Origin of the sequence: Nocardia gamkensis NBRC 108242 (assembly GCF_001612985.1) — a bacterium.
In the GTDB taxonomy this organism is placed as follows: Bacteria; Actinomycetota; Actinomycetes; order Mycobacteriales; family Mycobacteriaceae; genus Nocardia; species Nocardia gamkensis.
In genome coordinates this window covers 200049-222583 of sequence record NZ_BDBM01000002.1, presented here as the reverse complement: position 1 = coordinate 222583, position 22535 = coordinate 200049, and the positions used below count along the sequence as shown (strand labels likewise).

Sequence of the window (22535 nt, the reverse complement as noted above, 5' to 3'; positions counted from 1 at the left end):
GCGCACAAGGTTGTACCACCGTACTCACCCGCGCACCTCGTTCTTTCGTCAGTAGATCTTCGCCTCGTGGTCGCCCTCCGCGACCAGCGGGCGGCCGGCCTGCTGCCACGCCACCATGCCCCCACGGACCTGAACGGCCTCATAGCCGATGTGCGCGAGATATTCGACCACCTGCAAGGACCGGCCGCCCTGCCTGCAGATGACATAGAGTTCCGCGTCGTAGTCCAGCTCGTCGATCCGGGCGGGGACGTCGACCATCGGGATGTGGGTCGCACCCGGGGCGTGTCCGAGCCGCCACTCGTCGTCCTCGCGGACGTCGAGCAGGATCGGTCGCGGCGTGTCGGCCGACGCGGGCGCGCTGTCGAATTCGGCAGGCACGTCCTCCACCGTGACCGACGGAACGTGGGGGCTCGTCACAGATTCGATCCTGCCATGGGCGGCGGGCCGCCGTGCAGTTCCATGCCTGGGGAGCGGCCTCGACAGCGAGCGACGACTTCGGGTATGTTCTCCCTTCCGGAACCGACCACGCCCCCGCTCGATGCGGGTTGTGCATAACTCGGACGAAGTTATCCACATAATCCACAGGTTGATCCACAAGGCGCAGCTGTCGAGGGCATTTTGCCGCGTTGGCGGACCATTTGCGCAACTTATCAGCTACCGCTTCGGGGTCTTTCCGTACTTCCGGTCCGGATCAGAGCGCCGAAACCTGATAGGTGACAGGATTCACCCCCTAACGGCCGTGCGGTGCGAATGGCCGATCCGGGACTCCCCTCCTAGTGATCCCGGAGCGGCCATTCGTCGCCGACATCGGAACCTGGGCCGAGGGGTTCCGACATCTACTTGGACGGGGCCGGGGCGCGTTCGGTTCCATGAAATTCAGAACGCCGCCGAAATGCCGCGATCCGGCGTCGACGATCGGTAGCCTGAGCGCATGAACGTGAGCAGGGGGCTACGCCACGGAATGGACACCGAAGGGCTCAACGTCGCGTTGTCCGAGGCCACGTGCCTCGGGCTCGCGGTCGACGAGACCGCGGGCGAGTTGCGACTCGACCTCGAAGTGCTGACGCTCCCCGAACACGGGACGGCCGCCGAGGACAGCCGGGTGCAGGTGCGGTTCACCCGCGTGAGCCGGGTCGCCGCGTCACTGCGCACGCAGCACTGGGACGACCTGGAACCCCGGGTGCTGCCGCTGCAACTGGACGGCCTGGACGAGGCGATCCGCAGTTTCGGCGGCGGGCGGCTGCACGGCTGGGAGTTCATCGATCTCGACGACAGCAGCTGGGCGCTGTGGAGCGAACTGCTCAGCTTCGATACCAGGATCGACGATCACGAGTCCGCGCACGTGCTGGAGTTCTCCCAGGAGGAGGGCATCGATCCGCGCGAGCTGGACGTCCGGGTGTGGTTCGACGACATCGTCGTATACGACACGCGGGGCAAGCAGATTCCCCTGGCGGACTTCATCGAGGGTGGTGCGCGGTGGTGGCGGGCGCACGATGTGGGTGATCCACGGGCGATGCGTCCCGGTATCGCTCCGCCCCTGTGAGCGCCGCACCCGGGATATTCGCGAGCCGACCGCACATCCGCCCGACCGGATGTGCGGTTTTTCGTATCGGGGCCGCTCAGGCGCCCGTGCCCACGGGGCAGCTCACTCCGGTGGCGTGCACCGGGCAATATCCGCCGGGGTTCTTCGCCAGGTACTGCTGGTGATAGCCCTCGGCGTAGTAGAAGGCCGCCAGGCCGGGCAGCGGCGCGATGTCCGTGGTGATCCGCCCGTACCCCGCCGCGGCCAGGCGCTTGCCGTACGCCTCGGCCGTCGAGCGCACGAGATCTGCCTGCTCCGGGCCGAAGGTGAAAACGGCCGAACGGTATTGGGTGCCGCGGTCGTTGCCCTGACGCATGCCCTGGGTGGGATCGTGGTTCTCCCAGAAGTGCCTGAGGATGCCCGCGTAGTCGATCACCGCGGGATCGAACACGACGAGCACGGCTTCGGTATGTCCCGTCCGTCCGCTGCACACCTCTTCGTAGGTGGGGTTGGGCGTGTAGCCGCCGACGTAGCCGACCGCCGTGGTGTAGACGCCGTCGAGTTCCCAGAAGCCCTTTTCCGCGCCCCAGAAACAGCCCATCGCGACGACCGCGAGCTGAAGCCCTTCGGGAAACGGCGGGTGGATCGGGTGACCGTTGACGTAGTGGGTATCCGGCACGTCGAGCGGCTCCGCCCGCCCGGGCAGGGCTCGTTCGGGTGCGATCATGACGGGTTCGGGGAGGCTCAGACGCCCCACTAGTTCGTCGTACCACGACATGGTTCGATGCTACGCGTGCGTTTCCCGTGGGGCCGATGTGCGTGATGTGACGGTGCGCGACCCGCAGGCTGTGAGCGGCGTCACCGGAATGTGCGGGCGTGGGCCCGAGTTGGAATCGACCGGGTGTACGAATGATGGTTGGCTGTGCTCGGAACAACGGGCACAACCGGCCCGACATAGGAAGGGACATCGTGGCTGAGTACACGCTGCCAGATCTGGATTACGACTACAGCGCCCTGGAGCCCCACATCTCCGGGCAGATCAACGAGCTTCATCATTCCAAGCACCACGCCGCGTACGTCGCCGGTGCGAACACCGCGTTGGAGAAGTTGGAAGCCGCTCGCGAGTCGGGCGATCACAGCGCCATCTTCCTGCACGAGAAGAACCTCGCGTTCCATCTGGGTGGGCACGTCAACCACTCCATCTGGTGGAAGAACCTCTCCCCCAACGGCGGCGACAAGCCGGTCGGCGAACTCGCCGCGGCGATCGACGACCAGTTCGGTTCGTTCGACAAGTTCCGCGCGCAGTTCACCGCGGCGGCCAACGGTCTGCAGGGCTCGGGCTGGGCGGTGCTCGGCTTCGACACCCTCGGCCAGAAGCTGCTGACCTTCCAGCTCTACGACCAGCAGGCCAACGTCCCGCTGGGCATCATCCCGCTGCTGCAGGTCGACATGTGGGAGCACGCCTTCTACCTGCAGTACAAGAACGTCAAGGCCGACTACGTCACCGCCTTCTGGAACGTCGTCAACTGGGCCGACGTGCAGGAGCGCTTCGCCAAGGCCACTTCGCAGGCCAAGGGCCTCATCTTCGGCTGAGCCGGATCGAGCACCGGAACCGGGTCCGCGAATCCGTCCGCCGCGCGCGGGCGGATTCGCGGGCCCGTTCTGTTTCCCGGCGACGCGGGCACTTTGCCGAGAACCCCGCCCCGTGACCCCGAACTCGGGCCCGGCGAGGTGGGGCCGGATCCGCCACATGCGCAGCCCGATTGCCCGCCGATCTCCGTCCGACTGTCCGATTGGCACTCTTTGGTACTTGTGTGCCAGGTGACTCGTGGTTCATATTCGGGATCCACACCAAAAAGGGACGGGCAAGGTCGCCCCCGGGTTCGACAACGGGAGGCAGAAATGCGCACGAACGAACCGATCGGCATCACGCCGTTCCATTCGCGCGGATCGCTGCGTGGCTTCTTGATCTCCGGCCGCTGGCCGGACACCACCAAGGAATGGGCTCAGGTGCTGGTCCTGGCCGTGCGCGTGGCCACGCTACCCGGGTTGCTGACGACCTCGACGGTGTTCGGGGTCCGAGAGGACCTGCCCGACGATCCCGCGCCCGGCACGGTCGGCCTGGTGATGGCCGAAGGTCCGGTGTTGGGCGAGGAAGCCGTCGAGCCGGGCCACTTCGCCGAGCATGTTCCCCCGGCGCTGCTGATGTTGCATCCTCCTTCGGAAACCCGCCCCTCGCTGCCCGAGTGCGCCGGCGCGGCGTCCGGCTGCGTGCTCCTGCCCGGTGTGCCCCATCTGGGGCTGGAGCACCGTGCCGCGTGGGTGGAAGCGGAGTCGGACGGAACGATCACTTCGCTGGTCAGCCGGGTCGGACTGGACCCGATCAGCGATCCCGACACTGCGGTTCTGGCTATGCTGCTGGCCGCGTAAGGGTAACCGAAACTCGCCGGTTGGATCGCCAAACTTATTGTGCGCATAGCGATTTCGATGACAGCGGGTTGGCAGGAGCCGGTTGGGCCGGGTAGAGTCGGCTACAGCGAAGGGGAGTAGCCCCCAATCACACAGTCGACATACTGACCCTCCGGCCCACCGGCGGGTCCGGCTGTGTGAACCGGCATCCGTCCGGTGGGCGAGACCTTCGGCCTGGACAACCATTTCGTTGTCGGCCGGAGTCCCCGCATCTCCGACCGGCAGGCCGGAGACCTGGGAGAACCGCCACACATGATCGCCACCGTCTTGCTGAGCATCGGCATCGTCTTTCTCGCCGAACTGGGTGACAAGTCCCAGCTGATGGCACTGACGTTCGCGCTGCGCTATCGCTGGTGGGTGGTCCTGGGCGGTATCGCGACGGCCTCCGCCGCGGTCCACCTGATCTCGGTCGGCGTCGGTCACTTCCTCGGCGCGGCCCTGCCCACCAGAGCCATCGCGCTGGTCGCCGCCGTCACCTTCCTGGCCGTCGGACTGTGGACCCTGCGCGAACACTTCGGCACCGGCGACGACAATCCCGAACCGAAGACGCCGAAGGCCGCCGGGGCGCCGTTCTTCGTAGTGCTGTCCGCGTTCCTGCTCGCCGAGCTGGGCGACCGCACCATGTTCGCGACAGCCGCGCTGGCCACCGACTACGACTGGGTTGGCGTCTGGCTCGGCTCGACCATCGGCATGGTCGCCGCCGACGCGCTCGCCATCGCGGTGGGCATCCTGGTCGGCAAGCATCTGCCGGAACACGCCATCGGCATCGGCTCGGGCCTGCTTTTCCTCTACTTCGGCTCGGCGACCCTGCTCGGCGCGGCCGCACCGGCCCTCGGCGGCGCCGCCGTCGCCGGACTCGCGGCGCTGGCTCCCGCGCTGGCCGGCGCGGCGCTGCTGCTCACGCGGATGGCTCGCCGCACGAGTCCAGCGCGGCTCCATACAGTCCGCCACCCCGGCGCAGCAGATCCAGTAGCGGTTCCCGCAGCGCGGGCAGACCGTCCACGTCCCCTGCCGCGATCCGAGCGGTGACCATCGAACCGATGGCCGCGGCCACGGCCTGACAAGCGAAGCGCTGCGGCTCGGTCCGAGCGTCGAGCACGTCGGCGATCAACTCGACGAACCGCTCCAGCAGCCGGGCCCGGCGCGCGATCGCCGCCGAGCCCACCGCGAAGACCTCGACCAGGAACAGCCGCGCGCTGGCCGGGTCGTCCACCAGATACTGGAGATAGGCACGAAGGATCCGGTCCATGCGAGTGATGGCGTCCGCCTCGTCTTCCGTCCCGGTGGCCTCGGCGATCCGGTCGAGCAACAGCTGCACCGCACGCTCGTAGGCCGCCTCGAAGCAGTCCTCTTTGGACCGGAACTGCTCGTAGAAGGTCTCCCGCGACACGCCCGCCCGTTTCAGGATCGCCGCGACGGAGGTCCCGATGTACCCGTTCTCGGCCATGGCCTCCGCCGTCGCGACGAGGATCCGCTCGCGCTGCGAGGCGATCACCTGCTCCCGCGGCAGACCGTGCCTGCCTCGGGGCAGACGTGCGCTGAGGGCCGATTCGGTCATGCGGTGACTCCGGTGTTCGGTCGAGCTGAACTGGGCTGCTTCATTCTGCGCGGTCGGGTCCGCAGGCCGGTCGAAGAGGGTGCGCGCCGGGAACGAGTCGCGGGAGCCGTGCAGGGCCGCGCGCCGCGCACCGGTTAGGGTGCAATTGACGAAAGGCCAACTGGCTGTCACGAACGAGAGGACCATCGTGGAGATTTCGGGTTCCGCCGCCATTGTCACCGGAGGCGCATCGGGCCTCGGCGCCGCCACTGCCAAGCGCTTCGCCGAACTGGGCGCCACCGTCTTCGGGCTCGATGTACCGCAGTCGATCGAGCGCGCGGGCGACAACGTGCCCGCCGGGGTCACCCTCATTCCCGCCGATGTCACCAGCAACGACGAGGTCGCCGCGGCCGTCGCGCAGGTCGTCGAGTCCGGCGCGCCGCTGCGCATCGTGGTCAACTGCGCCGGCGTCGGCTGGGCCGGCCGCATCCTGTCCAAGAACGGTCCGCACGACCTGGAGCTGTTCCGCACGGTCATCACGGTGAACCTGCTCGGCACCTTCAACGTCATGCGACTGGCCGCCGACGCGATCGCCAAAACAGACGCCGTGGACGAGTACGGCCAGCGCGGCGTCGTCATCAACACCGCCTCCGTCGCGGCGTTCGAGGGCCAGATCGGTCAGATCGCCTACTCGGCCTCCAAGGGCGGCGTGCACGGCATGACCGTTCCGGCCGCGCGTGACCTGGCCCAGTTCGGCATCCGGGTCAACACCATCGCCCCCGGCATCATCGACACCCCGATGCTGGCCGGCGTCACCGAGGAATACCGCAAGGGCCTCGAGGCTGGGGTGCCCTTCCCGTCCCGCCTGGGCCGTCCGGACGAGTACGCGCAGCTGTCGCAGTACATCGTCGAGCACGACTACCTGAACGGCGAGACCATCCGCATGGACGGCGCGCTGCGCATGGCGCCGCGGTAATCCCGCTGCGCTACTCCGGCAGCGCGCGGCCCCTCCCTGGCAGGGCCGCGCGCTGCCGTCTTTCACGCCTGCGGCTTGTGCCCGATGCCGAGATAGGCCGTGGTGGACAGCGGATAGTTCGGCCGGTACTTCTCGGCGAGAAACGCTTTCATGACGGCGGCGCGCCGACCCCAGACCTCCGCGCTCACACTGTGGCGCATGAGCTCCAACGGGGCGCTGCTGCGCACCATGGCCTCCCACATCTCCTCGGGGCTGCCGAAGGCGAGCGCGATCGAATGCCGCTGGATGGACACCGCCTCGAAACCCGCGCCGCGCATCTCGGATTCGAAGACCTCGGGATTCTCCAGGCTCAAGAAGTTCGGTTGCGGCTCCTGGATGTTCGGGTCGGCCGCGGTCAGGGCGCCGAACATCATCCGCATCAGCGGTGAGTCGGCGATCGGCGCCCAGCTCGACACCACCGCGGTGCCGCCCGGCCGCAGCACCCGGAACAGCTCGGCGAAGCCACGAGCGCGGTCCGGGAAGAACATCAGGCCGAACATGGAGAATCCGGCGTCGAACCGGTCGGACTCGTACGGCAGATTCTGCCCGTCGCCCACCCGCGCTCGGATGTTCGTCAGCCCGGCGGCAGCGGCGTCCTTCGCCAAGCGGGCGATCATCGACTCCGCGAAATCGATCGCCTCGACCTGCGCGACCTGGCTCGCGGCCAGCAGACTGAGCGTGCCCGGCCCGGCGGCGACATCCACGATCCGCGACGCCGGGGACAACGAGGCGAACTCGAGTGCCCGCGCCGAGAACGGTCGCATGATGGTTGGCGCGAACTCGGCGTACCCGTCGGCGACGAGATCCCATGGCTCGGCGACGGCAAGCGGGTTTGCGGACATGTTGTGACGATCCTTTCAGGCATCCACATCTAACCGCGCCACCCGGGGGCATACTCCCCAGTCCTGCGAATATGCCACCTCGACGGTCACCGTAACCGAGAAATGGCCGAAACGTCGCCGACCGCACCGGCCGCGACCGGAGAACCTCGATGTGGCCCTCCGGTCGCGGGCGGGTTCACAGCGTGCGGGTCAGCCGATCGGTGAGGATGTGGGCGAAGTGCGCCGGATCCTTCAACTCACCGCCCTCGGCGAGCACCGCCGTGCCGAACAGCAGTTCGGCGGTTTCCGACAGCTCGGTCGCCGAGCCCGCGTCGGCCTCCTCCTTTTTGGCGGCGTACGCGTCGCGCAGACCGGTGACCAACGGGTGGGCCGGGTTGAGCTCCAGAATCCGCTTGCTCTCCGGCAGCGCCTGACCCGAGGCGCGGTACATCCGCTCCAGCATCGGCGTGAAGTCGAACACGTCACCGACCAGGCAGGCCGGGGAGGTGGTGAGCCGGTTGGTCAGGCGCACCTCCTTGACGTTCTGCTCGAGCGTCTTGCCCAGCCACGTCAGCACCTCGGCGAAGTCCTTGTCCTGCTGCTCACGCAGCGCCTCGGAGGCCTTCTTCTCCTCCTCGGTCTCCAGGTCGACCTCGCCCTTGGCGATGGACTGGAACGCCTTGCCGTCGAACTCCGGCACCGAGCCGACCCACATCTCGTCGACCGGGTCGGTCAGGATCAGCACCTCGCGGCCCTTGGCCTTGAACGCCTCCAGATGCGGGGAGCTCTCGACCTGGTGACGGGTCTCGCCGGTCATGTAGTAGATCGTGTCCTGCCCCTCGGGCATCCGCTCCACGTACTGCGCCAGCGTGGTCAGCTCGGTCTCGGAGTTCGTCGAGGCGAACGAGGAGACCTGCAGGATGGTCTCGCGGTTGTCGAAGTCCGAGAGCAGGCCCTCCTTCAGGACGCGGCCGAATTCCTTCCAGAACGTCTGGTAGCTGGTCTGGTCCTCGGCGCCCTGCAAATCCTTGACCGTGGACAGCACCTTCCGCACCAAGCGCTTGCGGATCATCTGGATCTGCCGGTCCTGCTGCAGGATCTCGCGTGAGACGTTGAGCGACAGGTCCTGCGCGTCGACCACACCCTTGACGAAGCGCAGGTACTCCGGCATCAGCTCTTCGCAGTTGTCCATGATGAACACCCGCTTGACGTAGAGCTGCACACCGCGCTTGTGCTCGCGGGTGAACAGATCGAACGGCGCGTGCGAGGGGATGAACAGCAGCGCCTGGTACTCGAAGGTGCCCTCGGCCTTCAACGGGATGATCTCCAGCGGATCGTCCCAGCCGTGGCTGACGTGCTTGTAGAACTCCTTGTACTCCTCGTCGGAGACCTCGCTCTTGGGGCGCGTCCACAGCGCCTTCATCGAGTTGAGCGTCTGGTCCTCGAGGATGGTCGTCTCCTTGGCGTCCTCACCCTCGCCCTCTGTGACGGTCCGCTCCACCTGCATGCGGATCGGCCACGCGATGAAGTCGGAGTACTTCTTGACGATCTCGCGCAGCTTCCACTCCAGGGTGTAGTCGAAGAGGTGATCCTCCTCGTCCACCGGCTTGAGATGAAGCGCGACCGACGTGCCCTGCGGGGCCTCGTCCAGTTCCTCGATCGTGTAGGTGGAGCTGCCCGCACTCGACTCCCACCGGGTGCCGGTGGTCTCCCCCGCGCGGCGGGTGGTCAGCGTGACCTTGTCGGCCACCATGAACGTCGAGTAGAAACCGATGCCGAACTGGCCGATCAATTCCTCGGCCGCGGCCTCGGACTTCGCCTCGTTCAGCTTCTTGCGCAGCTCGGCGGTACCGGACTTGGCGAGGGTGCCGATCAGGTCGACGACCTCGGCGCGCGACATGCCGATGCCGTTGTCCCGTACGGTCAGGATCCGGTTGTCCTTGTCGACCCCCAGCTCGATGTGCAGGTCCGAGGTGTCGACGTGCAGATCCTTGTCCCGGAAGGACTCCAGGCGCAGCTTGTCCAGCGCGTCGGAGGAATTCGAGATCAGCTCCCGCAGGAAGGTGTCCTTGTTGGAGTAGACGGAATGGATCATCAGCTCGAGCAGCTGATGTGTCTCTGCCTGGAACTCGAGTTGTTCGACGTGCTCTGTCACGTCGGCGATGGTACCGCCGCGCTCGGACTACGTGGCCGAAGGTGGCACCGAGGCGTAATCCGGGACGACATCGTGCGATCGCGGATCGGTAACCGGCCCGAAGTCGGCGAGACCGGGAACCTCTTCGTCGGCACGGGTGGTCATCCATTCGCGCAGCACCTGGGTGGCGCGCACGTCGTCCTCGTTGTACTCCAGCAAACGGGTGCGCTGGGTTTGGTCGGGCGCGGCGCCGTCGTAGCCGACCGCGAGCCGATACCAGCTCATCGACGCCTCGCCGCTCGCCTCCGGATCACGCCACGAGAACCCGGCGACCGGCGCGATCTTCTTCAGTCCCTTGCCGTTCGGGCAGATGAACTGGTCCGACACGGCTTGGAACATGTCCACCCATTGCGGCCCGTCCACGAACGCGCGCACCTGCTCCACCGTCGGCACGCCAGGGCGGCCCGCGAACCGGCGCGCCGATTCGTACAGCCACTTGTCCTCCGCCGTGCGCGAATAGCAATACGCGGCAAACGTTCTGCCCGTCGCGGCCGCCTCGGCGCGCACCGTCATCAGCCAGGTCCAGAACTCGCCGAAGGAGCGGCCCTCGTCATCGGTGGGCAACGGATCCCAGGTGACGAACGGGCGGTACACGCCGTCGAGCAGCGTTCCCCACAGGTACGCGCCGTATTCCTGGAAACTCTCCAGGTCGACGTCGACCTCCACGTCCGCCCGTCGCACCCGCACCTGCTCGACCCGCCGCACCAGCGGCGAGCCCGCGATCCACGCCCGCGCCGTCACCACGGCCTCGTCGAACGGGCCGTGCTGCCAGTCCTCGGGTTCCTCGCCCACCCAGGCGGCGAGTTCGTCGATGGTCTCGATGTCGTGCCTGCGCAGTACCTCGGCCCGGGAGCCGGGCGCAACCAGGCTGACGTCGCGATGCTCGATCAGCCAGCCCTCGCAGCTCGGCCCATCGACCCCGCGCGTCCACCACGGGCACTGTCTGCACTCGGGCACTTTGGAGGGGATGGTGGGCAGCTCGCCGCGCACCACCGCGATCCGGTCGGCGTAGCGGCGGTCGTAGTCGGCCAGCAGCGGAGCCAGATCGTGCACCAGGATGCGATCGAAGTCGAAGCCGATCACGCCGCCGACCAGCGCGGGGCTGGCCAGGCCGTGCCGTTGCAGCATCCGGTGCAGATGGGCGAGCCGCTGCTGGTCGCGCGGCTGCTGACGGAGTTTGCGGTGCGGATCCGGTTGCGGATTCCAGCGATAGGGGTCCGAGGTGATGGGATGGAAGTCGGCCCGCTCGGGTTGACGCGGATCGGTCACCTTGTGGTTCACCACGATGATCGGGATGTACCCGCCGCGATCGGCGTCGCGCAGCAGGATCTCCGAGCCTCCGCGCCTGCCGGTGTCCGGCTCCTGCGGCAGCAGGCCGCCCCAGATGTGCTGTGCGCCGATCTCGCACGCGCGCATCGTCGCTTCGGCGCGCTCGGCGGCGCGCAGTCCGGGATCGATCACCACCCAGGCGTCCGGGTCGGCGCCGACCAGCGCGTCGCGCACCCGGGCGCGGTGCGCGACGGCGGCATCCCGGCGCTGGCGCACACCGGCGTCCTCGGAGATGCCCACCAGTGCGTCGGGGTGCGTAGCGTCCAGACGCAGGCGATGGCGGCAGCCGATCAGCGCCCTGGCATCGATGAAGGCGGTCGGCGCGCCGGTGGCCCGATCCACGGCCGTTCCGTTGCGCTCGAGGCCGTCTTGGTCACCGATGTCCGAATCCACGCTAAGCAGTATGGTCCCTACCCCCGACAGTGTTGAATTCCAGCGCCTGGGCCGCACTACCCTCGCAGCGGACGCTGCGGACCCGATAGGGTGGCGGCAAAGCGTGTGACATGGGCGGACGGGCTTCCCCGGCGTCGTACTGCCATGGCGAACCAGCATGACGGAGGGCCTTCGATGGGGTTGTTCACGAAGCGCAAGCGGCGGCCGAGCCGCAGGGCCGAGGCGAAAGCCCTCAAGCACAAGGCCGCGATCGAGGCCAGGCTCGCCGCGAAGAACGACCGCAAAGCGCGCCGCGCCGAGGCCCGCACCCAGCGCAAGGTCGCCAAGGCGCAGATCGCGGCGTTCCAGGCGGAGGAGAAAGCCGCGCTGAAGGCGGCCGCCAAGGCCGAGCGCGATCCGTTCAGCGCCGGCCAGGTGAAGAAGTACCTCGGCGTGGCGCGTGTGCTCATCCCGGTGCTCGCTCCGCTGGCCTACCGTGGCGCGACCTTCCTGCGCGGGCAGCTCGACACCCGCCGCGCTCAGCAACTCGGCGTCGGCGTCGACCAGCTCGGCGACTTCACCGGGCACGGCGCCAAGCTGCAGGCGCGCATCACGAATGCCGAAGCGGCGCTGCTGAAGATCGGCGCGCAGAACGGCAAGGACAAGGGCGAGACGCAGAAGTTCGTCGCCGCAACCAAGGACCGCCTCGGCAGCCTGACGGCCGCCGTGCACACCGCCGACCAGATGCCCGCCAACCGCCGCCGTTCGGTGCACACGTCGATCTCGCACGAGCTGTCCGGGATCGAGTCCGACATCCTGGCCCGGCTCGGCGTGCGCTGACCCTCCCCCTCTCGATGCACCCGCACCCGATCACCGGCCACCTGCGTGGTGGCCTGGTCGGCGTGCTGGTGGGCGTGCTCGCCGTGGCGGCGCACGGGGCAGCGGGTGGCGGTGCGCCGGGCTCCACCGAGCTGACGTTGCTGTTGCTGATCGCCGCCGTGGCCGGCTCGGCCGCGGGAGCCGTGCGGGCGTGCACGCGCCCGACCGTCCTGGCCTGGCTGCTGGGCGCGGGCCAGCTGCTGAGCCACGCCGCGCTGTCGGTTCTGCTCGGTCACGACCACCCCGGGACCGGCTCGGCCCCAACGGCTTCCCCGCTGCCTGCCGGATGGATGCTGCTCGCGCACACCGCCGCGGCGGTCGGCTGCGCGGCATTGATCATGCTCACCGAGCGGCTCTACGCCGCGGCCTCCGCCGCCCTGCGCGCGATATTCGCTCCGCCGCGCCCCGCGCGGATCGCCGGTGCACCGACCTGGTCGGATCCCGGTCTCCTGCCCCATCGCTGTGCTGCGCTCGGCGCGCTCGGTCCGCGCGCGCCGCCGGTGTCGGTCTGATCCCCGACACCTTTCCCTTCGCACAAGAGGCTTCAGCATGCACAGCTCGATCTCGCGCGCCGTCGCGACGACGGTCACCACAACGGCACTCGCCCTGTTCGCAGGCGGCACCGCCGCGGCCCACGTCACGGTGGACGCTCCCGGCGCGACCCAAGGCGGATACACCGTCGCCACCTTCCGGGTGCCCACCGAATCCGACACCGCGAGCACCACGGCGCTCACCGTCACCTTGCCCAACGTGAAATCGGCTCGGACCGAATCGATTCCCGGATGGTCGGCCAAGGTCGAACGCAACGACAAGAAGGAGGTCACCGCGATCACCTGGACCGCCGACCCTGGCGCGCCGGGCATTCCGCCCGGTCAGTTCCAGCGTTTCGCGGTCTCCGTCGGCCCGCTGCCCGCCCTGGATTCGGTCGGTTTCCCCGCCGAGCAGACGTATTCCGACGGCAAGGTGGTCAGCTGGGATCAGCCGGTCGGCAAGGACGGCGACGAACCCGAACATCCGGCTCCCTCGGTGACCCTGACGGCGGGCAAAACCCACGCGCCGGACGGGCACAAGGTGAGCAGCGAAGCCGAAGCGGACGACGACGACCACGACGACGAGACGGCCCGTTGGCTCGGCGGGATCGGTCTCGCGCTCGGTCTACTCGGTGTCGCGCTCGGCCTCGGCAACGTGATCCGCGGGCGGCGCGCATGACCCGCCGTCTCCTCGTCGCCGTGGTGGCGGGACTGTTCCTGCTCGGATTCGGTATCGCCGCAACGGGAGTCGCCGCCGCGCACTCCGCGGCGACGGGAAGCGTCCCGGAGGACAACGCGACCGTCGACGCGGGCCCGGAGCGCGCGAGCGTCACGTTCAACGAGGAACTGCAGCCCAGCTTCCCGTCGCTCACCGTCGTCGGGCCGGACGGCAATCTGTGGTCGAAGGGTGATCCGGTGGTCGACGGCAAGACGGTCAGCGTGGCCCTGGGCGAGCTGGGACCGGTCGGCGAGTACACCATCGCCTACCGGGTGACCTCGGCCGACGGACACCCGGTCAGCGGCAAGCGGCACTTCACGCTCGGCAAGCCCGGCAACGGCACGCCTGGACCGAAACCTAATGCGAAAGCCGAGGACGGCTCGGGCGGCTCGGACGGTATCCCGCTGTGGGTGTTCATCGTCGGCGCGGTCGTCTTGTTCGGCGGCGGGCTCGCGTTCGCGTTGTTCGGCGGCAGGAACCGCGACTCCAAGCGGTGAACGGCGTGAAGATCGGCGGCCGGGGTGGCGCTCGGCGCGCTCCCGGCCGAATGCCCTGGCCCGTACTGCTGCTGACCATCCCCGCCGGGCTCCTGGGCGTCGCACTCGCCTGGGTTCTGATCCGGCCGGTCCCGTTGCCAGGGGAGGCCGTGGTCCGGGTGGTGGCCGATGGCGTCGGGGCGACCGCGCTCGGCTTGGCCGCGCTGCCCAGGGTCGCGCCGCGCTTGCTCACACCCTGGCGGCTGCTGGCGGTACTCGCCGGGATCTGGGCGGTAGCCGAGTTCGCCGTGCTGGTCTTCGAGGCCGCCGACGTGGTCGGCGTTCCGGTGCGCGAACTCGGCGCCGAGGAGTTCGGCACCTATCTGGTCGACGTCAGCGGTGGGCAGGTCGGAATCGCGATCCTGATCGGCGTCGCGACGGTGGCCGGTGGCTCGGCGCTGGCCTTCCGGCGGCCCGCGTCCGCCTCCGCCGACCTCGTTCTGGTGTTCGCGGCGGTCGCGCTGGCATTGCGGCCGATCACCGGGCACATGTCGCAGCAGGCGTTCGGCTCCGTGCTCGCGGCGGTGCACGCCCTGGCGGCGGGCGCCTGGTTCGGGTTGCTGATCGCGCTGACGCTGGTCGTGCGCACCCGCGGTGAGTGGGCGGTCGTGCTGCCGAAGTACTCGGCGGTTGCGCTGCCCCTGGTGGCGGTCGTGGCGGTGACGGGACTGCTCAACGGACTGATCCGGGTGGGAGGGGTAACCCCGTTCGTCAGCACCGGTTACGGCCGGATCCTGCTCGCCAAGACCGTGGTGCTGCTCGGTTTGCTCGCCCTCGGCTGGTGGTGGCGGCGCAGTTGGGTGCCGAAGGCGGCGGATCACCGGATGGACGCGAAGGACTCGCTGCGCCGCGCGGTAGCCGAGGTGGTGGTGATGGCGCTGGCCTTCGGGCTCGCCGCGACCCTGGCGGTGACGGCCTGAGCCGTACCGCCGGGGCCCGGTTATGCGTACCTCCGCCTTCGCTCCGGCCATGCGCGGGCTGAGGACGGACTACGTCCGACCGCACCCGTTAAGGTCTGCGTATGACCGAAGTGAAGATCGTCGAGGATTGCTCGGCCTCGGCGGAGTCCGCGTTCGCCTATGTGAACGACTATCGGAACCTGTCGCGATTCCTGCACGGCATCCAGTCCTTCACCCCGGTCGGTGAGCAGACCGAAGGTGTCGGCGCCACGTTCGACGGGCACATGAAGCTGGGGCCCGCGTCGCTGAAGTCGCGGATCCGAGTGGTTCGCTGGGAGAAGGACTTCGCGATCGGCGTCAAGTCCATCAAGGGTTTCGACGTCGAGTCCACCTTCCTGTTCCACGACAAGGGTGAGGGCTTGTGCACCGTCGACGCGATCGTGGACTATCGGGTGCCCGGAGGCCTGGCGGGGCGGGCCCTCGGTAAGACCATCGAACCGTTCGTCAAGATCGCCGTGCAGCACACGACCCACAACTTGGTCACCCAGATCGCCGCGTTCCACGCGGACTCGGTCTGATCTGTTGTTCGATTCGCCGCGCCTGCGGCGCATCACCGTGTTTGTCCGGAGGGCGGCCTCCATACCGGATGGTCGCGGTCGGTCGAGACCCATGGCCCTCGCCGAGCGCCTCGGGATGCCATGTCGTCGACTCGGTTGCGCCGGTGGTGGCGGGGTGGGGATGCTGTAGGTGTGAGCGCTACACCCTCGTTCGGACAGCGGATCGGCTACGTCTTCGGTCGCACGCTGCCGGAATCGATGTCCGAATGGGTGCGGGAGGATCTGGTCGGGCCCGGCGCTACGCGGCGTTATCTGCTGCGGTTCCTGGTGCCCGTTCTCCCGGTGCTCATGCTGTTCCTGTTGCTGCCCGGCCCGCTGTGGATGGGTCTGGCGATGATGGCACTGCTGTACATCCCGCTGATCTACTTCACGGTGGCGCTGCTGTACGTCTACCGGCGCCACCGATTGATCAAGCACGGTCTCGACCCCGCGCTCGCCGACGCCGACGCCCGCCGCCGCGACGATCGCGACCGCCTCGACTACGAACGCAGGCACGGGCGCGCCTGAGGCCCACCGACATCTAGCGGTGACTTATACCACAGGCATAGCCTAGAAGCATGAAGACCCCGACATTTGGGCAGCGAATCGCCTACGACCTGGGTCGAGAGCTCCCCGAGGAGCTGCACGAGTGGGTCATCCACGACCTCGTCGGCCACGGGGCCATGGAGCGCTATCTCGTCCGTTTCATCGGGCCGATCATCCCGTTCTTCGCGTTGGTGCTGCTGTTCCCCGGACCGCTGCCCCTGAAGATCGGCTTGATCGTGATGATGATCGTCCCGCTGATCGTCTTCACGGTCGCGCTCAGCTACGTCTGGCGCCGCTTCCGTTTGATCCAGCACGGCCTGAGCCCCGACCTGGTAGACCACGGCAAGTGCACCGACCACGAACGCGAACTGTACGAACTGCGCTACGGCCACCGATAGCTCCGCCCACCTCCCTCCGCGCGCCGAGAAACCACGCGCGAGGGCGAAGCACGTCCACCCCAGCCCCGGCGCGTACGCGACTGATCACCGGCCACCAGGACGACCCCCGACCACAGCGAACCGCGTGCACGATGCCCAAAGCTCCCGCCCCCACGGGCCCAGCGCACCCCAACTCCCGGTTCCGAGCGAAGCGAGACCGAGCATGTTCCGTTCGCGGCCAAGAAGGGGCCGCGAACACGCCGCGACGAAGTCGCGGCAAAATAACCCAGTGACCGAATCGCAGAATGTAATCGCCACCGCCGACCTGGCCGACGAGATCGGCCCGGAGATCCGCAGCTGCGACACGCAGTTCATCCAGTTCGGCGGGCGTGCGGCGTTCTCAGGACGCATCACCACCATCCGCTGCTTTCAGGACAATCTGCTGGTGAAGCAGACGCTCGGCGAGCCGGGCGAGGGCAAGGTGCTGGTGGTCGACGGCGGCGCGAGCGTGCACACGGCGCTGGTCGGCGACATCATCGCCGGGCGCGGCGTCGAGAACGGCTGGGCAGGCGTCATCGTCAACGGCGCGGTCCGCGACTCCGCCATCCTGCGCACCCTGGACATCGGCATCAAGGCGCTGGGCACCAACCCGCGTAAGAGCACGCAGACCGGTAGCGGCGAGCGCGATGTGCCGGTCGAGTTCGGTGGGGTAACCTTCGTGCCCGGCGAGGTGCTCTACAGCGACCACGACGGCATCGTCGTGCGCGCCGAGGACTGAGCGGTTCGGCGGCGCGCACGGGTCGCTCCGGCCGCCGCCCGAACCGTGATCAGGCCGACACGATCGCCTTGTGACCGGCGATCGCTACCACATCGCCGATGTGCAGTTGCCGCCCGCGCCGCACTTCCACCTCGTCGTTCACCCGCACCAATCCGGCGGCGATCACCGTCTTCGCCTCCGAACCGGATTCGATCAGGTTGGCCAGCTTCAGAAACTGGCCGAGCCGAATAACGTCGTCATCGATCGGCACTTCGACTGGTTCCGACATGAAGTAAATACTTACTCCCCCATCCGAACTCGCCGGACACCGCCCCATCCCCTCCGCGATCTCCGGGCAACTCGAGCCGGACCTTCCGCACCACGCGGAAATCCCACCGTCGAACCGTATGCGTCGAATTCTCGCCGATTTGATCGGCTACTCCGCCCAGGTCAGCGCGGAATCGGGAAAGTCGGCGTTCGGCTCCGCCCGGCGAGGAACACGCCGCGAAGAAGTCCGCCCGCGCAAACACCGCACAAACACGCGCGCCGCAGGCTTGGCAAATCCGACACACTCACGTACACACTGGTTCCGTGACCTCCACGCAAGCCCAGCAACACCTCGACACCGCACCACGCGCGGATAAACCGACTCCGCCGGTTCCCCACCGGGGTCACGGACGACTTTCGGAAGTGCCGCATATCGCGGGGTTGACGCTCGGTGTATTCGCGGCGCTGTGCTTCCTTTGGAGCCTCTCGCCGGGACTGCGTTTCCTGACCCAGGTGCCGCGCCGCTATATCGATACCTATTACTTCGACGCGCCGGACACGAACCTGATGTGGGCGCTGGTGGTCGGTCTGACGGCGGGTGCGATATCCAGCCGCAAACGGATCGCCTGGTGGTTGCTGACCGGTTACCTCGCGGTCTACACGATCGTCAACGGCGTAACCTTCGCCAATCGGGGCAGTATCCACGCGCTGGTGGCGATGGTGCTGCATCTCGCCGTGATCGGTGTGCTCATCGCGGCATGGCCGGAGTTCTACACCAAGGTGCGCCGCGGCGCAGGGTGGAAGGCGCTCGGTGTGCTGGCGGGTGGCCTCGCGATCGGCGCTCTGCTCGGCTGGGGCCTGGTGGAATTGTTCCCGGGCAGTCTCCCGCGGGGCGTGCAGCGCCCGGGCTGGGCGATCTACCGCGTGACCGCGGCGGTGCTGGCGGACAACGAGCACTTCGACGGGCATCCGCCGCCGTTCGTGAATTTCCTGCTCGGCCTGTTCGGCGCCGTCGCGCTGCTGGCCGCGGTGCTGATCCTGCTGCGCTCGCAGCGGGCGGCGAACGCGATGACCGGCACCGACGAGTCGGCCATCCGCGGGTTGCTGGAGCGTTCGGACGTGGAGGATTCCCTCGGCTACTTCGCCACCCGCCGGGACAAGGCGGTGGTGTTCGCGCCAAGCGGCAAGGCGGCGGTGACCTACCGGGTGGAACTGGGTGTCTGCCTGGCCAGTGGGGATCCGATCGGCATCCGCGAGGCATGGCCGCAGGCGATCGATGCCTGGCTGCGCCAGGCCGATCAATTCGGGTGGGCTCCGGCGGTGATGGGCGCGAGCGAACTCGGTGCGACGGCGTACCGCCGGGCGGGCCTTTCCGCATTGCGCCTCGGCGACGAAGCCATCCTGGACACCAGGAACTTCTCACTGGCCGGGCCCGAGATGAAGCCGGTGCGGCAGGCCGCGAACCGGCTGCGCAAGCACGGCGTAGCGGTCCGTATCCGCAGGCATCGCGATATCCCCGCCGAGGAATTCGCCCGGATCATCGCCCGCGCCGATGCCTGGCGCGACACCGAGACCGAGCGTGGATTCTCCATGGCGCTGGGTCGGCTGGGCGATTCGCTGGACCGCGACTGCTTGCTGGTGGAGGCGGTCAACCCGCAGGAGCGGGTGCTCGGCATGCTGTCGCTGGTTCCGTGGGGCCGCACCGGTGTCTCGCTGGAGCTGATGCGCCGCGACCCCGGTGGCCCCAACGGTGTGATGGAGCTGATGATCTCGCAGCTCGCGCTGAATTCCGAGCTGTACGGCATCACCAAGGTGTCGCTGAACTTCGCGGTCTTCCGCTCGGTGTTCGAGGAGGGCGGCCGGATCGGGGCCGGTCCCGTGCTGCGCTTGTGGCGCGGCGTGCTGCTGTTCTTCTCCCGCTGGTGGCAGCTCGAGGCGCTGTATCGCTCGAACGTGAAGTACCAGCCGTACTGGGTGCCCCGGTTCTTCCTGTTCGAGGAGCGCAGGCAGCTTCCGCGCGTCGCGGTGGCCAGCGCGCTGGCGGAGGGCTTCCTGCCGCGGTTCGGCAAGGAGCCCGACACCGCGACGCACACCGGCGAGCACACGGCGGTGCCCGCCACGGTGACGGGCCTGCACGCGGACGGCAGCCCGCCGGACATCGCCGAGGTCGACGGTGCGGAGCAGCTTCCGCGCAGGCCCGAACAGGTCCGCGTGCGCATGGACAAGCTGGCGCGCCTGGCCGAATCCGGCATCGATCCCTACCCGGTGGCCTACCCGCCGACGCATACCGTCGCCGATGCGCGCCGATCCCCGCGCGGCACCACGGTCCGGGTGTGCGGCAGGCTGCTGCGCATCCGCGACTACGGTGGCGTGATCTTCGCGGTGGTCCGGGACTGGACCGACGATATCCAGCTGGTCATCGATCGCGACCGGGTCGGCGCCGCACGCAGCGCCGAGTTCGGCGAGTACTTCGATCTCGGCGATCTGATCGAGGTGAGCGGACAGATCGGGGCGAGCAGGCGCGGTGAGCTCTCGCTGCTCGCGGCGGACTGGCACATGCTCGGCAAGTGCCTGCACCCGTTGCCGGACAAGTGGAAAGGGCTGGCCGATCCCGAGGCCAGGGTGCGGCAGCGTTATGTGGACATGGCGATCAACACCGAGATCCGCGAGGTGCTGGCCAAGCGGAGCGCGGTGGTGCGCTCGCTGCGGGACTCCTTGAATTCCCTGGGTTACCTGGAAGTGGAGACGCCGATCCTGCAACAGGTGCACGGCGGCGCCAACGCCACGCCGTTCGTCACGCACATCAACGCCTACGACCTCGACCTGTACCTGCGGATCGCACCCGAGCTGTATCTGAAGCGGCTGTGCGTCGGCGGTATGGAGAAGGTGTTCGAGATCGGGCGGACCTTCCGCAACGAGGGCGTCGATTTCAGCCACAACCCCGAGTTCACCATTCTCGAGGCCTACGAGGCGCACAGCGACTACGAGCGCATGATGCACACCTGCCGAAGGCTGATCCAGAACGCCGCGATCGCGGCCAACGGCGCCATGGTGGCGTTGCGGCCCAACGGGAACGGGACCTTCGAGGAAGTGGACATCTCCGGCGAGTGGCGGGTGCGGACCGTGCACGGCGCGGTGTCGGAGGCGATCGAAGCCGAGATCACCCCCGAGACCGGGGTCGAGGAGTTGCGCGAACTGTGCGAGAAGGCGGGGGTGCCCTATCAGCACGGCTGGGACGCGGGCCAGGTGGTGCTGGAGATGTACGAGCACCTGGTCGAATCCCGTACCGAGGAGCCGACGTTCTATATCAACTTCCCGACTTCGGTGTCCCCGTTGACCAGGCAGCACCGCAGTATCGCCGGCGTCACCGAACGCTGGGACCTCGTCGCCTGGGGCGTCGAACTCGGCACCGCTTACAGCGAACTCACCGACCCGGTGGAGCAGCGCCGCAGGCTCACCGAGCAGTCGCTGCTCGCGGCCAACGGTGATCCGGAGGCGATGGAGCTGGATGAGGACTTCTTGCAGGCGCTGGAGCACGCCATGCCTCCGACCGGCGGCCTCGGCATGGGCGTGGACCGAGTCGTCATGCTGATCACCGGACGCAGCATTCGCGAGACACTGCCGTTCCCCTTGGTGAAACCACGCTGACCGGGGCTTCGTCTCGGAAGGGTCTCATCGAGCGAATCGGGCCGCTACCCTTGGAGATTCGGCCCCGGGAGGAGGCCGCTACACCGTAAGGGGTTCGAATATGTACCTTGACCTGCTGACGAACGCGAGTTTGCTGGACCACACCGTGTGGGCCAGCCCCGACACGTGGAACTCCGCGCTCGAGTTGGCCGCCAAGAAGAAGAAGAGCAGGGGCGGGGGCGGCCTGATCATCGGCGCGATCTGCTGCCTGCTGGTGGTCGCGCTGATCATCGGCGGCATCTACCTGCTGACCAAGCGCAAGAAGAACACCTAGCGGCAGACATCGACGGCCCGGCTCGCGCGAAGCGAACCGGGCCGTCGTCTTCCGTCCTCCACGGCGGCGTGCTTTGCGTACGTCCTCCCGGGGCGGGATGAGACCGGCCAGGCGAATGCGGCAGAGTGGGCGGGTGCAGTTGATTCTCGTTCGCCATGCTCAGCCGGTCCGGATGTCGAGTTCGAGCGGGCCCGCCGATCCGGAGTTGGCTCCGGTGGGGCTGGAGCAAGCCGAGCGGGTGCCCGCGGCGCTCGGTCATCACCGGGTGTCCCGTGTGGTGAGCAGCCCGCAGCGGCGGGCCAGGGAAACGGCGGCACCGACCGCCGCGAAGCTGGGTCTCGGCGTCGACGTCATCGACGGACTCGCCGAATACGATCGCGATCTGCCTGCCTACATCCCCATCGAGGATGCCAAGGTCGAATTCCGCGACGCCTATGACCGGATCAAGGCCGGGCATCTTCCGGTGCAGGTCGACGGTGCGGCATTCAAGGCCAGGGTGCACGCCGCCGTCTCCGATGTCGTCGCGGCCACCGATCCGGCGGACACCGTGGTCGTGTTCGCGCACGGCGGTGTGATCAACGTGCTGCTGCAAGAGGTCCTCGCGCTGGAAAGGCCGCTGACCTTCCCCATCGATTACTGCTCGATCACCAGGATCCTGTTCTCCCGCACGGGACGCCGCACCGCCGCGACCGTCAACGAGAACGGGCACGTCTGGGATCTTTTGCCGCGCAATATCGGCCCGCGCTGAGCATTCACAGCCGAGTGCCAGGCCGGTCGCATCGATTTGCCAGTGACACGATCTGAAATAGGACACGTGAGCCGCTCCGAACGGCGGCCCACGATCCGAAAGGAAGGAACTTCGTGTCGCTCTCCAAAACCGCTACGCCGCTGCGACGTCTGGCCCGGGTCGCCGTGGCCGGCGCGCTGATCGCTGTCCCCCTGGCGGCCCTCGCGTCGACCGCATCCGCCGAAACCCCGGCAGCCCCGGGCGTGGTACAGCTGGTGGACGCACCGCAGCAGGTAGCCGACCACGACGACTGGTCGCGCCAGTCCGCACATGACGAACGGCGTGACGATCCGGGCCGTGGGCAGAACGACGGTCCGGGGCGCGGACCGGACAACGGACCGGGCCGTGGCCCGAACGACGGCCAACGGCAGGACGGCCCGCAGCAGCAGTTCATGCCGCCGACCGGGTCGAGCTAGCCGACCC

Annotated in this window: 24 protein-coding genes and 1 pseudogene; 18 read left to right on the top strand and 7 right to left on the bottom strand. The window is 68.1% G+C overall.

Annotated features, from left to right (window positions below):
* Positions 1 to 48: 48 nt before the first annotated feature.
* On the bottom strand, positions 49 to 417 hold the full coding sequence (locus NG1_RS37995; protein WP_373686182.1) for a rhodanese-like domain-containing protein: 369 nt from the start codon (positions 415 to 417) through the stop codon (positions 49 to 51).
* A gap of 514 nt (positions 418 to 931) precedes the next feature.
* On the opposite strand from NG1_RS37995, the gene NG1_RS01165 reads away from it, so the two are divergent.
* On the top strand, positions 932 to 1543 hold the full coding sequence (locus NG1_RS01165; protein WP_062967047.1) for a hypothetical protein: 612 nt from the start codon (positions 932 to 934) through the stop codon (positions 1541 to 1543).
* Positions 1544 to 1619: 76 nt separating this feature from the next.
* On the opposite strand, the gene msrA is transcribed toward NG1_RS01165, so the two are convergent.
* Positions 1620 to 2300 carry a peptide-methionine (S)-S-oxide reductase MsrA gene (gene msrA, locus NG1_RS01160; RefSeq protein WP_062967046.1) on the bottom strand — a complete coding sequence of 227 codons (681 nt, stop codon included), beginning with the start codon at positions 2298 to 2300 and terminating at the stop codon, positions 1620 to 1622.
* A gap of 191 nt (positions 2301 to 2491) precedes the next feature.
* Between msrA and NG1_RS01155 the strand changes: the two genes are divergently transcribed.
* The 3 genes from NG1_RS01155 (at position 2492) to NG1_RS01145 (ending at position 5020) form a co-directional block, all read left to right on the top strand.
* Entirely contained in the window at positions 2492 to 3115 is a 624-nt protein-coding gene (locus NG1_RS01155) for a superoxide dismutase (RefSeq protein WP_039794275.1), read from the top strand.
* Between the two features lie 309 nt (positions 3116 to 3424).
* Positions 3425 to 3952 (top strand): hypothetical protein, encoded by a 528-nt coding sequence (locus NG1_RS01150; protein ID WP_062967044.1) that lies wholly within the window; start codon positions 3425 to 3427, stop codon positions 3950 to 3952.
* A gap of 291 nt (positions 3953 to 4243) precedes the next feature.
* Positions 4244 to 5020 (top strand): TMEM165/GDT1 family protein, encoded by a 777-nt coding sequence (locus NG1_RS01145; protein ID WP_062967221.1) that lies wholly within the window; start codon positions 4244 to 4246, stop codon positions 5018 to 5020.
* 313 nt (positions 5021 to 5333) lie between these two features.
* Here NG1_RS01145 and NG1_RS38730 read toward each other — a convergent pair.
* Positions 5334 to 5549 (bottom strand): annotated as a pseudogene (locus tag NG1_RS38730) (helix-turn-helix domain-containing protein); the annotation flags it as partial.
* 187 nt (positions 5550 to 5736) lie between these two features.
* Between NG1_RS38730 and NG1_RS01140 the strand changes: the two are divergent.
* Positions 5737 to 6504, top strand: a complete 768-nt coding sequence (locus NG1_RS01140; RefSeq protein WP_040864299.1) for an SDR family NAD(P)-dependent oxidoreductase — start codon at positions 5737 to 5739, stop codon at positions 6502 to 6504.
* A gap of 62 nt (positions 6505 to 6566) precedes the next feature.
* On the opposite strand, the gene NG1_RS01135 is transcribed toward NG1_RS01140, so the two are convergent.
* The 3 genes from NG1_RS01135 to NG1_RS01125 all read right to left on the bottom strand — a co-directional run bounded on the left by NG1_RS01135 (position 6567) and on the right by NG1_RS01125 (position 11229).
* On the bottom strand, positions 6567 to 7385 hold the full coding sequence (locus tag NG1_RS01135) for a class I SAM-dependent methyltransferase (RefSeq protein WP_062967042.1): 819 nt from the start codon (positions 7383 to 7385) through the stop codon (positions 6567 to 6569).
* A 175-nt stretch (positions 7386 to 7560) separates the two neighbouring features.
* Positions 7561 to 9519, bottom strand: a complete 1959-nt coding sequence (htpG, locus tag NG1_RS01130; RefSeq protein ID WP_062967040.1) for a molecular chaperone HtpG — start codon at positions 9517 to 9519, stop codon at positions 7561 to 7563.
* 27 nt (positions 9520 to 9546) lie between these two features.
* On the bottom strand, positions 9547 to 11229 hold the full coding sequence (locus NG1_RS01125) for a TM0106 family RecB-like putative nuclease (RefSeq protein ID WP_174315472.1): 1683 nt from the start codon (positions 11227 to 11229) through the stop codon (positions 9547 to 9549).
* Between the two features lie 225 nt (positions 11230 to 11454).
* On the opposite strand from NG1_RS01125, the gene NG1_RS01120 reads away from it, so the two are divergent.
* The 9 genes from NG1_RS01120 (at position 11455) to rraA (ending at position 17118) form a co-directional block, all read left to right on the top strand.
* Positions 11455 to 12099 carry a DUF6474 family protein gene (locus NG1_RS01120; RefSeq protein WP_040864172.1) on the top strand — a complete coding sequence of 215 codons (645 nt, stop codon included), beginning with the start codon at positions 11455 to 11457 and terminating at the stop codon, positions 12097 to 12099.
* 14 nt (positions 12100 to 12113) lie between these two features.
* Positions 12114 to 12650, top strand: coding sequence for a hypothetical protein (locus NG1_RS01115; protein WP_062967038.1), 537 nt, complete (start codon positions 12114 to 12116; stop codon positions 12648 to 12650).
* Between the two features lie 37 nt (positions 12651 to 12687).
* Positions 12688 to 13347 (top strand): YcnI family copper-binding membrane protein, encoded by a 660-nt coding sequence (locus NG1_RS01110; protein ID WP_062967036.1) that lies wholly within the window; start codon positions 12688 to 12690, stop codon positions 13345 to 13347.
* On the top strand, positions 13344 to 13883 hold the full coding sequence (locus NG1_RS01105) for a copper resistance CopC family protein (protein WP_062967034.1): 540 nt from the start codon (positions 13344 to 13346) through the stop codon (positions 13881 to 13883). The genes NG1_RS01110 and NG1_RS01105 overlap by 4 nt, the downstream gene beginning before the upstream one ends.
* 50 nt (positions 13884 to 13933) lie before the next feature.
* Positions 13934 to 14842 (top strand): CopD family protein, encoded by a 909-nt coding sequence (locus tag NG1_RS01100; RefSeq protein ID WP_062967219.1) that lies wholly within the window; start codon positions 13934 to 13936, stop codon positions 14840 to 14842.
* A gap of 101 nt (positions 14843 to 14943) precedes the next feature.
* On the top strand, positions 14944 to 15399 hold the full coding sequence (locus NG1_RS01095; protein ID WP_062967032.1) for an SRPBCC family protein: 456 nt from the start codon (positions 14944 to 14946) through the stop codon (positions 15397 to 15399).
* A gap of 171 nt (positions 15400 to 15570) precedes the next feature.
* Positions 15571 to 15945, top strand: a complete 375-nt coding sequence (locus NG1_RS01090) for a DUF5313 family protein (RefSeq protein WP_084498605.1) — start codon at positions 15571 to 15573, stop codon at positions 15943 to 15945.
* 50 nt (positions 15946 to 15995) lie between these two features.
* On the top strand, positions 15996 to 16361 hold the full coding sequence (locus NG1_RS01085) for a DUF5313 family protein (RefSeq protein ID WP_062967027.1): 366 nt from the start codon (positions 15996 to 15998) through the stop codon (positions 16359 to 16361).
* Between the two features lie 268 nt (positions 16362 to 16629).
* On the top strand, positions 16630 to 17118 hold the full coding sequence (gene rraA / locus NG1_RS01080; RefSeq protein WP_062967025.1) for a ribonuclease E activity regulator RraA: 489 nt from the start codon (positions 16630 to 16632) through the stop codon (positions 17116 to 17118).
* 49 nt (positions 17119 to 17167) lie between these two features.
* On the opposite strand, the gene NG1_RS01075 is transcribed toward rraA, so the two are convergent.
* Positions 17168 to 17386, bottom strand: a complete 219-nt coding sequence (locus tag NG1_RS01075) for an RNA-binding S4 domain-containing protein (protein ID WP_062967023.1) — start codon at positions 17384 to 17386, stop codon at positions 17168 to 17170.
* Positions 17387 to 17688: 302 nt separating this feature from the next.
* On the opposite strand from NG1_RS01075, the gene lysX reads away from it, so the two are divergent.
* The 4 genes from lysX to NG1_RS01055 all read left to right on the top strand — a co-directional run bounded on the left by lysX (position 17689) and on the right by NG1_RS01055 (position 22528).
* A complete protein-coding gene (lysX, locus tag NG1_RS01070; RefSeq protein ID WP_062967021.1) occupies positions 17689 to 21012 on the top strand; it encodes a bifunctional lysylphosphatidylglycerol synthetase/lysine--tRNA ligase LysX in 3324 nt (1107 codons plus the stop codon).
* Between the two features lie 100 nt (positions 21013 to 21112).
* Positions 21113 to 21325, top strand: coding sequence for a hypothetical protein (locus tag NG1_RS01065; RefSeq protein ID WP_062967019.1), 213 nt, complete (start codon positions 21113 to 21115; stop codon positions 21323 to 21325).
* Between the two features lie 133 nt (positions 21326 to 21458).
* Complete coding sequence (locus tag NG1_RS01060; RefSeq protein ID WP_062967017.1) at positions 21459 to 22073, top strand: histidine phosphatase family protein; 615 nt, start codon at positions 21459 to 21461, stop codon at positions 22071 to 22073.
* 113 nt (positions 22074 to 22186) lie between these two features.
* Positions 22187 to 22528, top strand: a complete 342-nt coding sequence (locus tag NG1_RS01055) for a hypothetical protein (protein WP_062967015.1) — start codon at positions 22187 to 22189, stop codon at positions 22526 to 22528.
* Positions 22529 to 22535 lie beyond the last annotated feature (7 nt).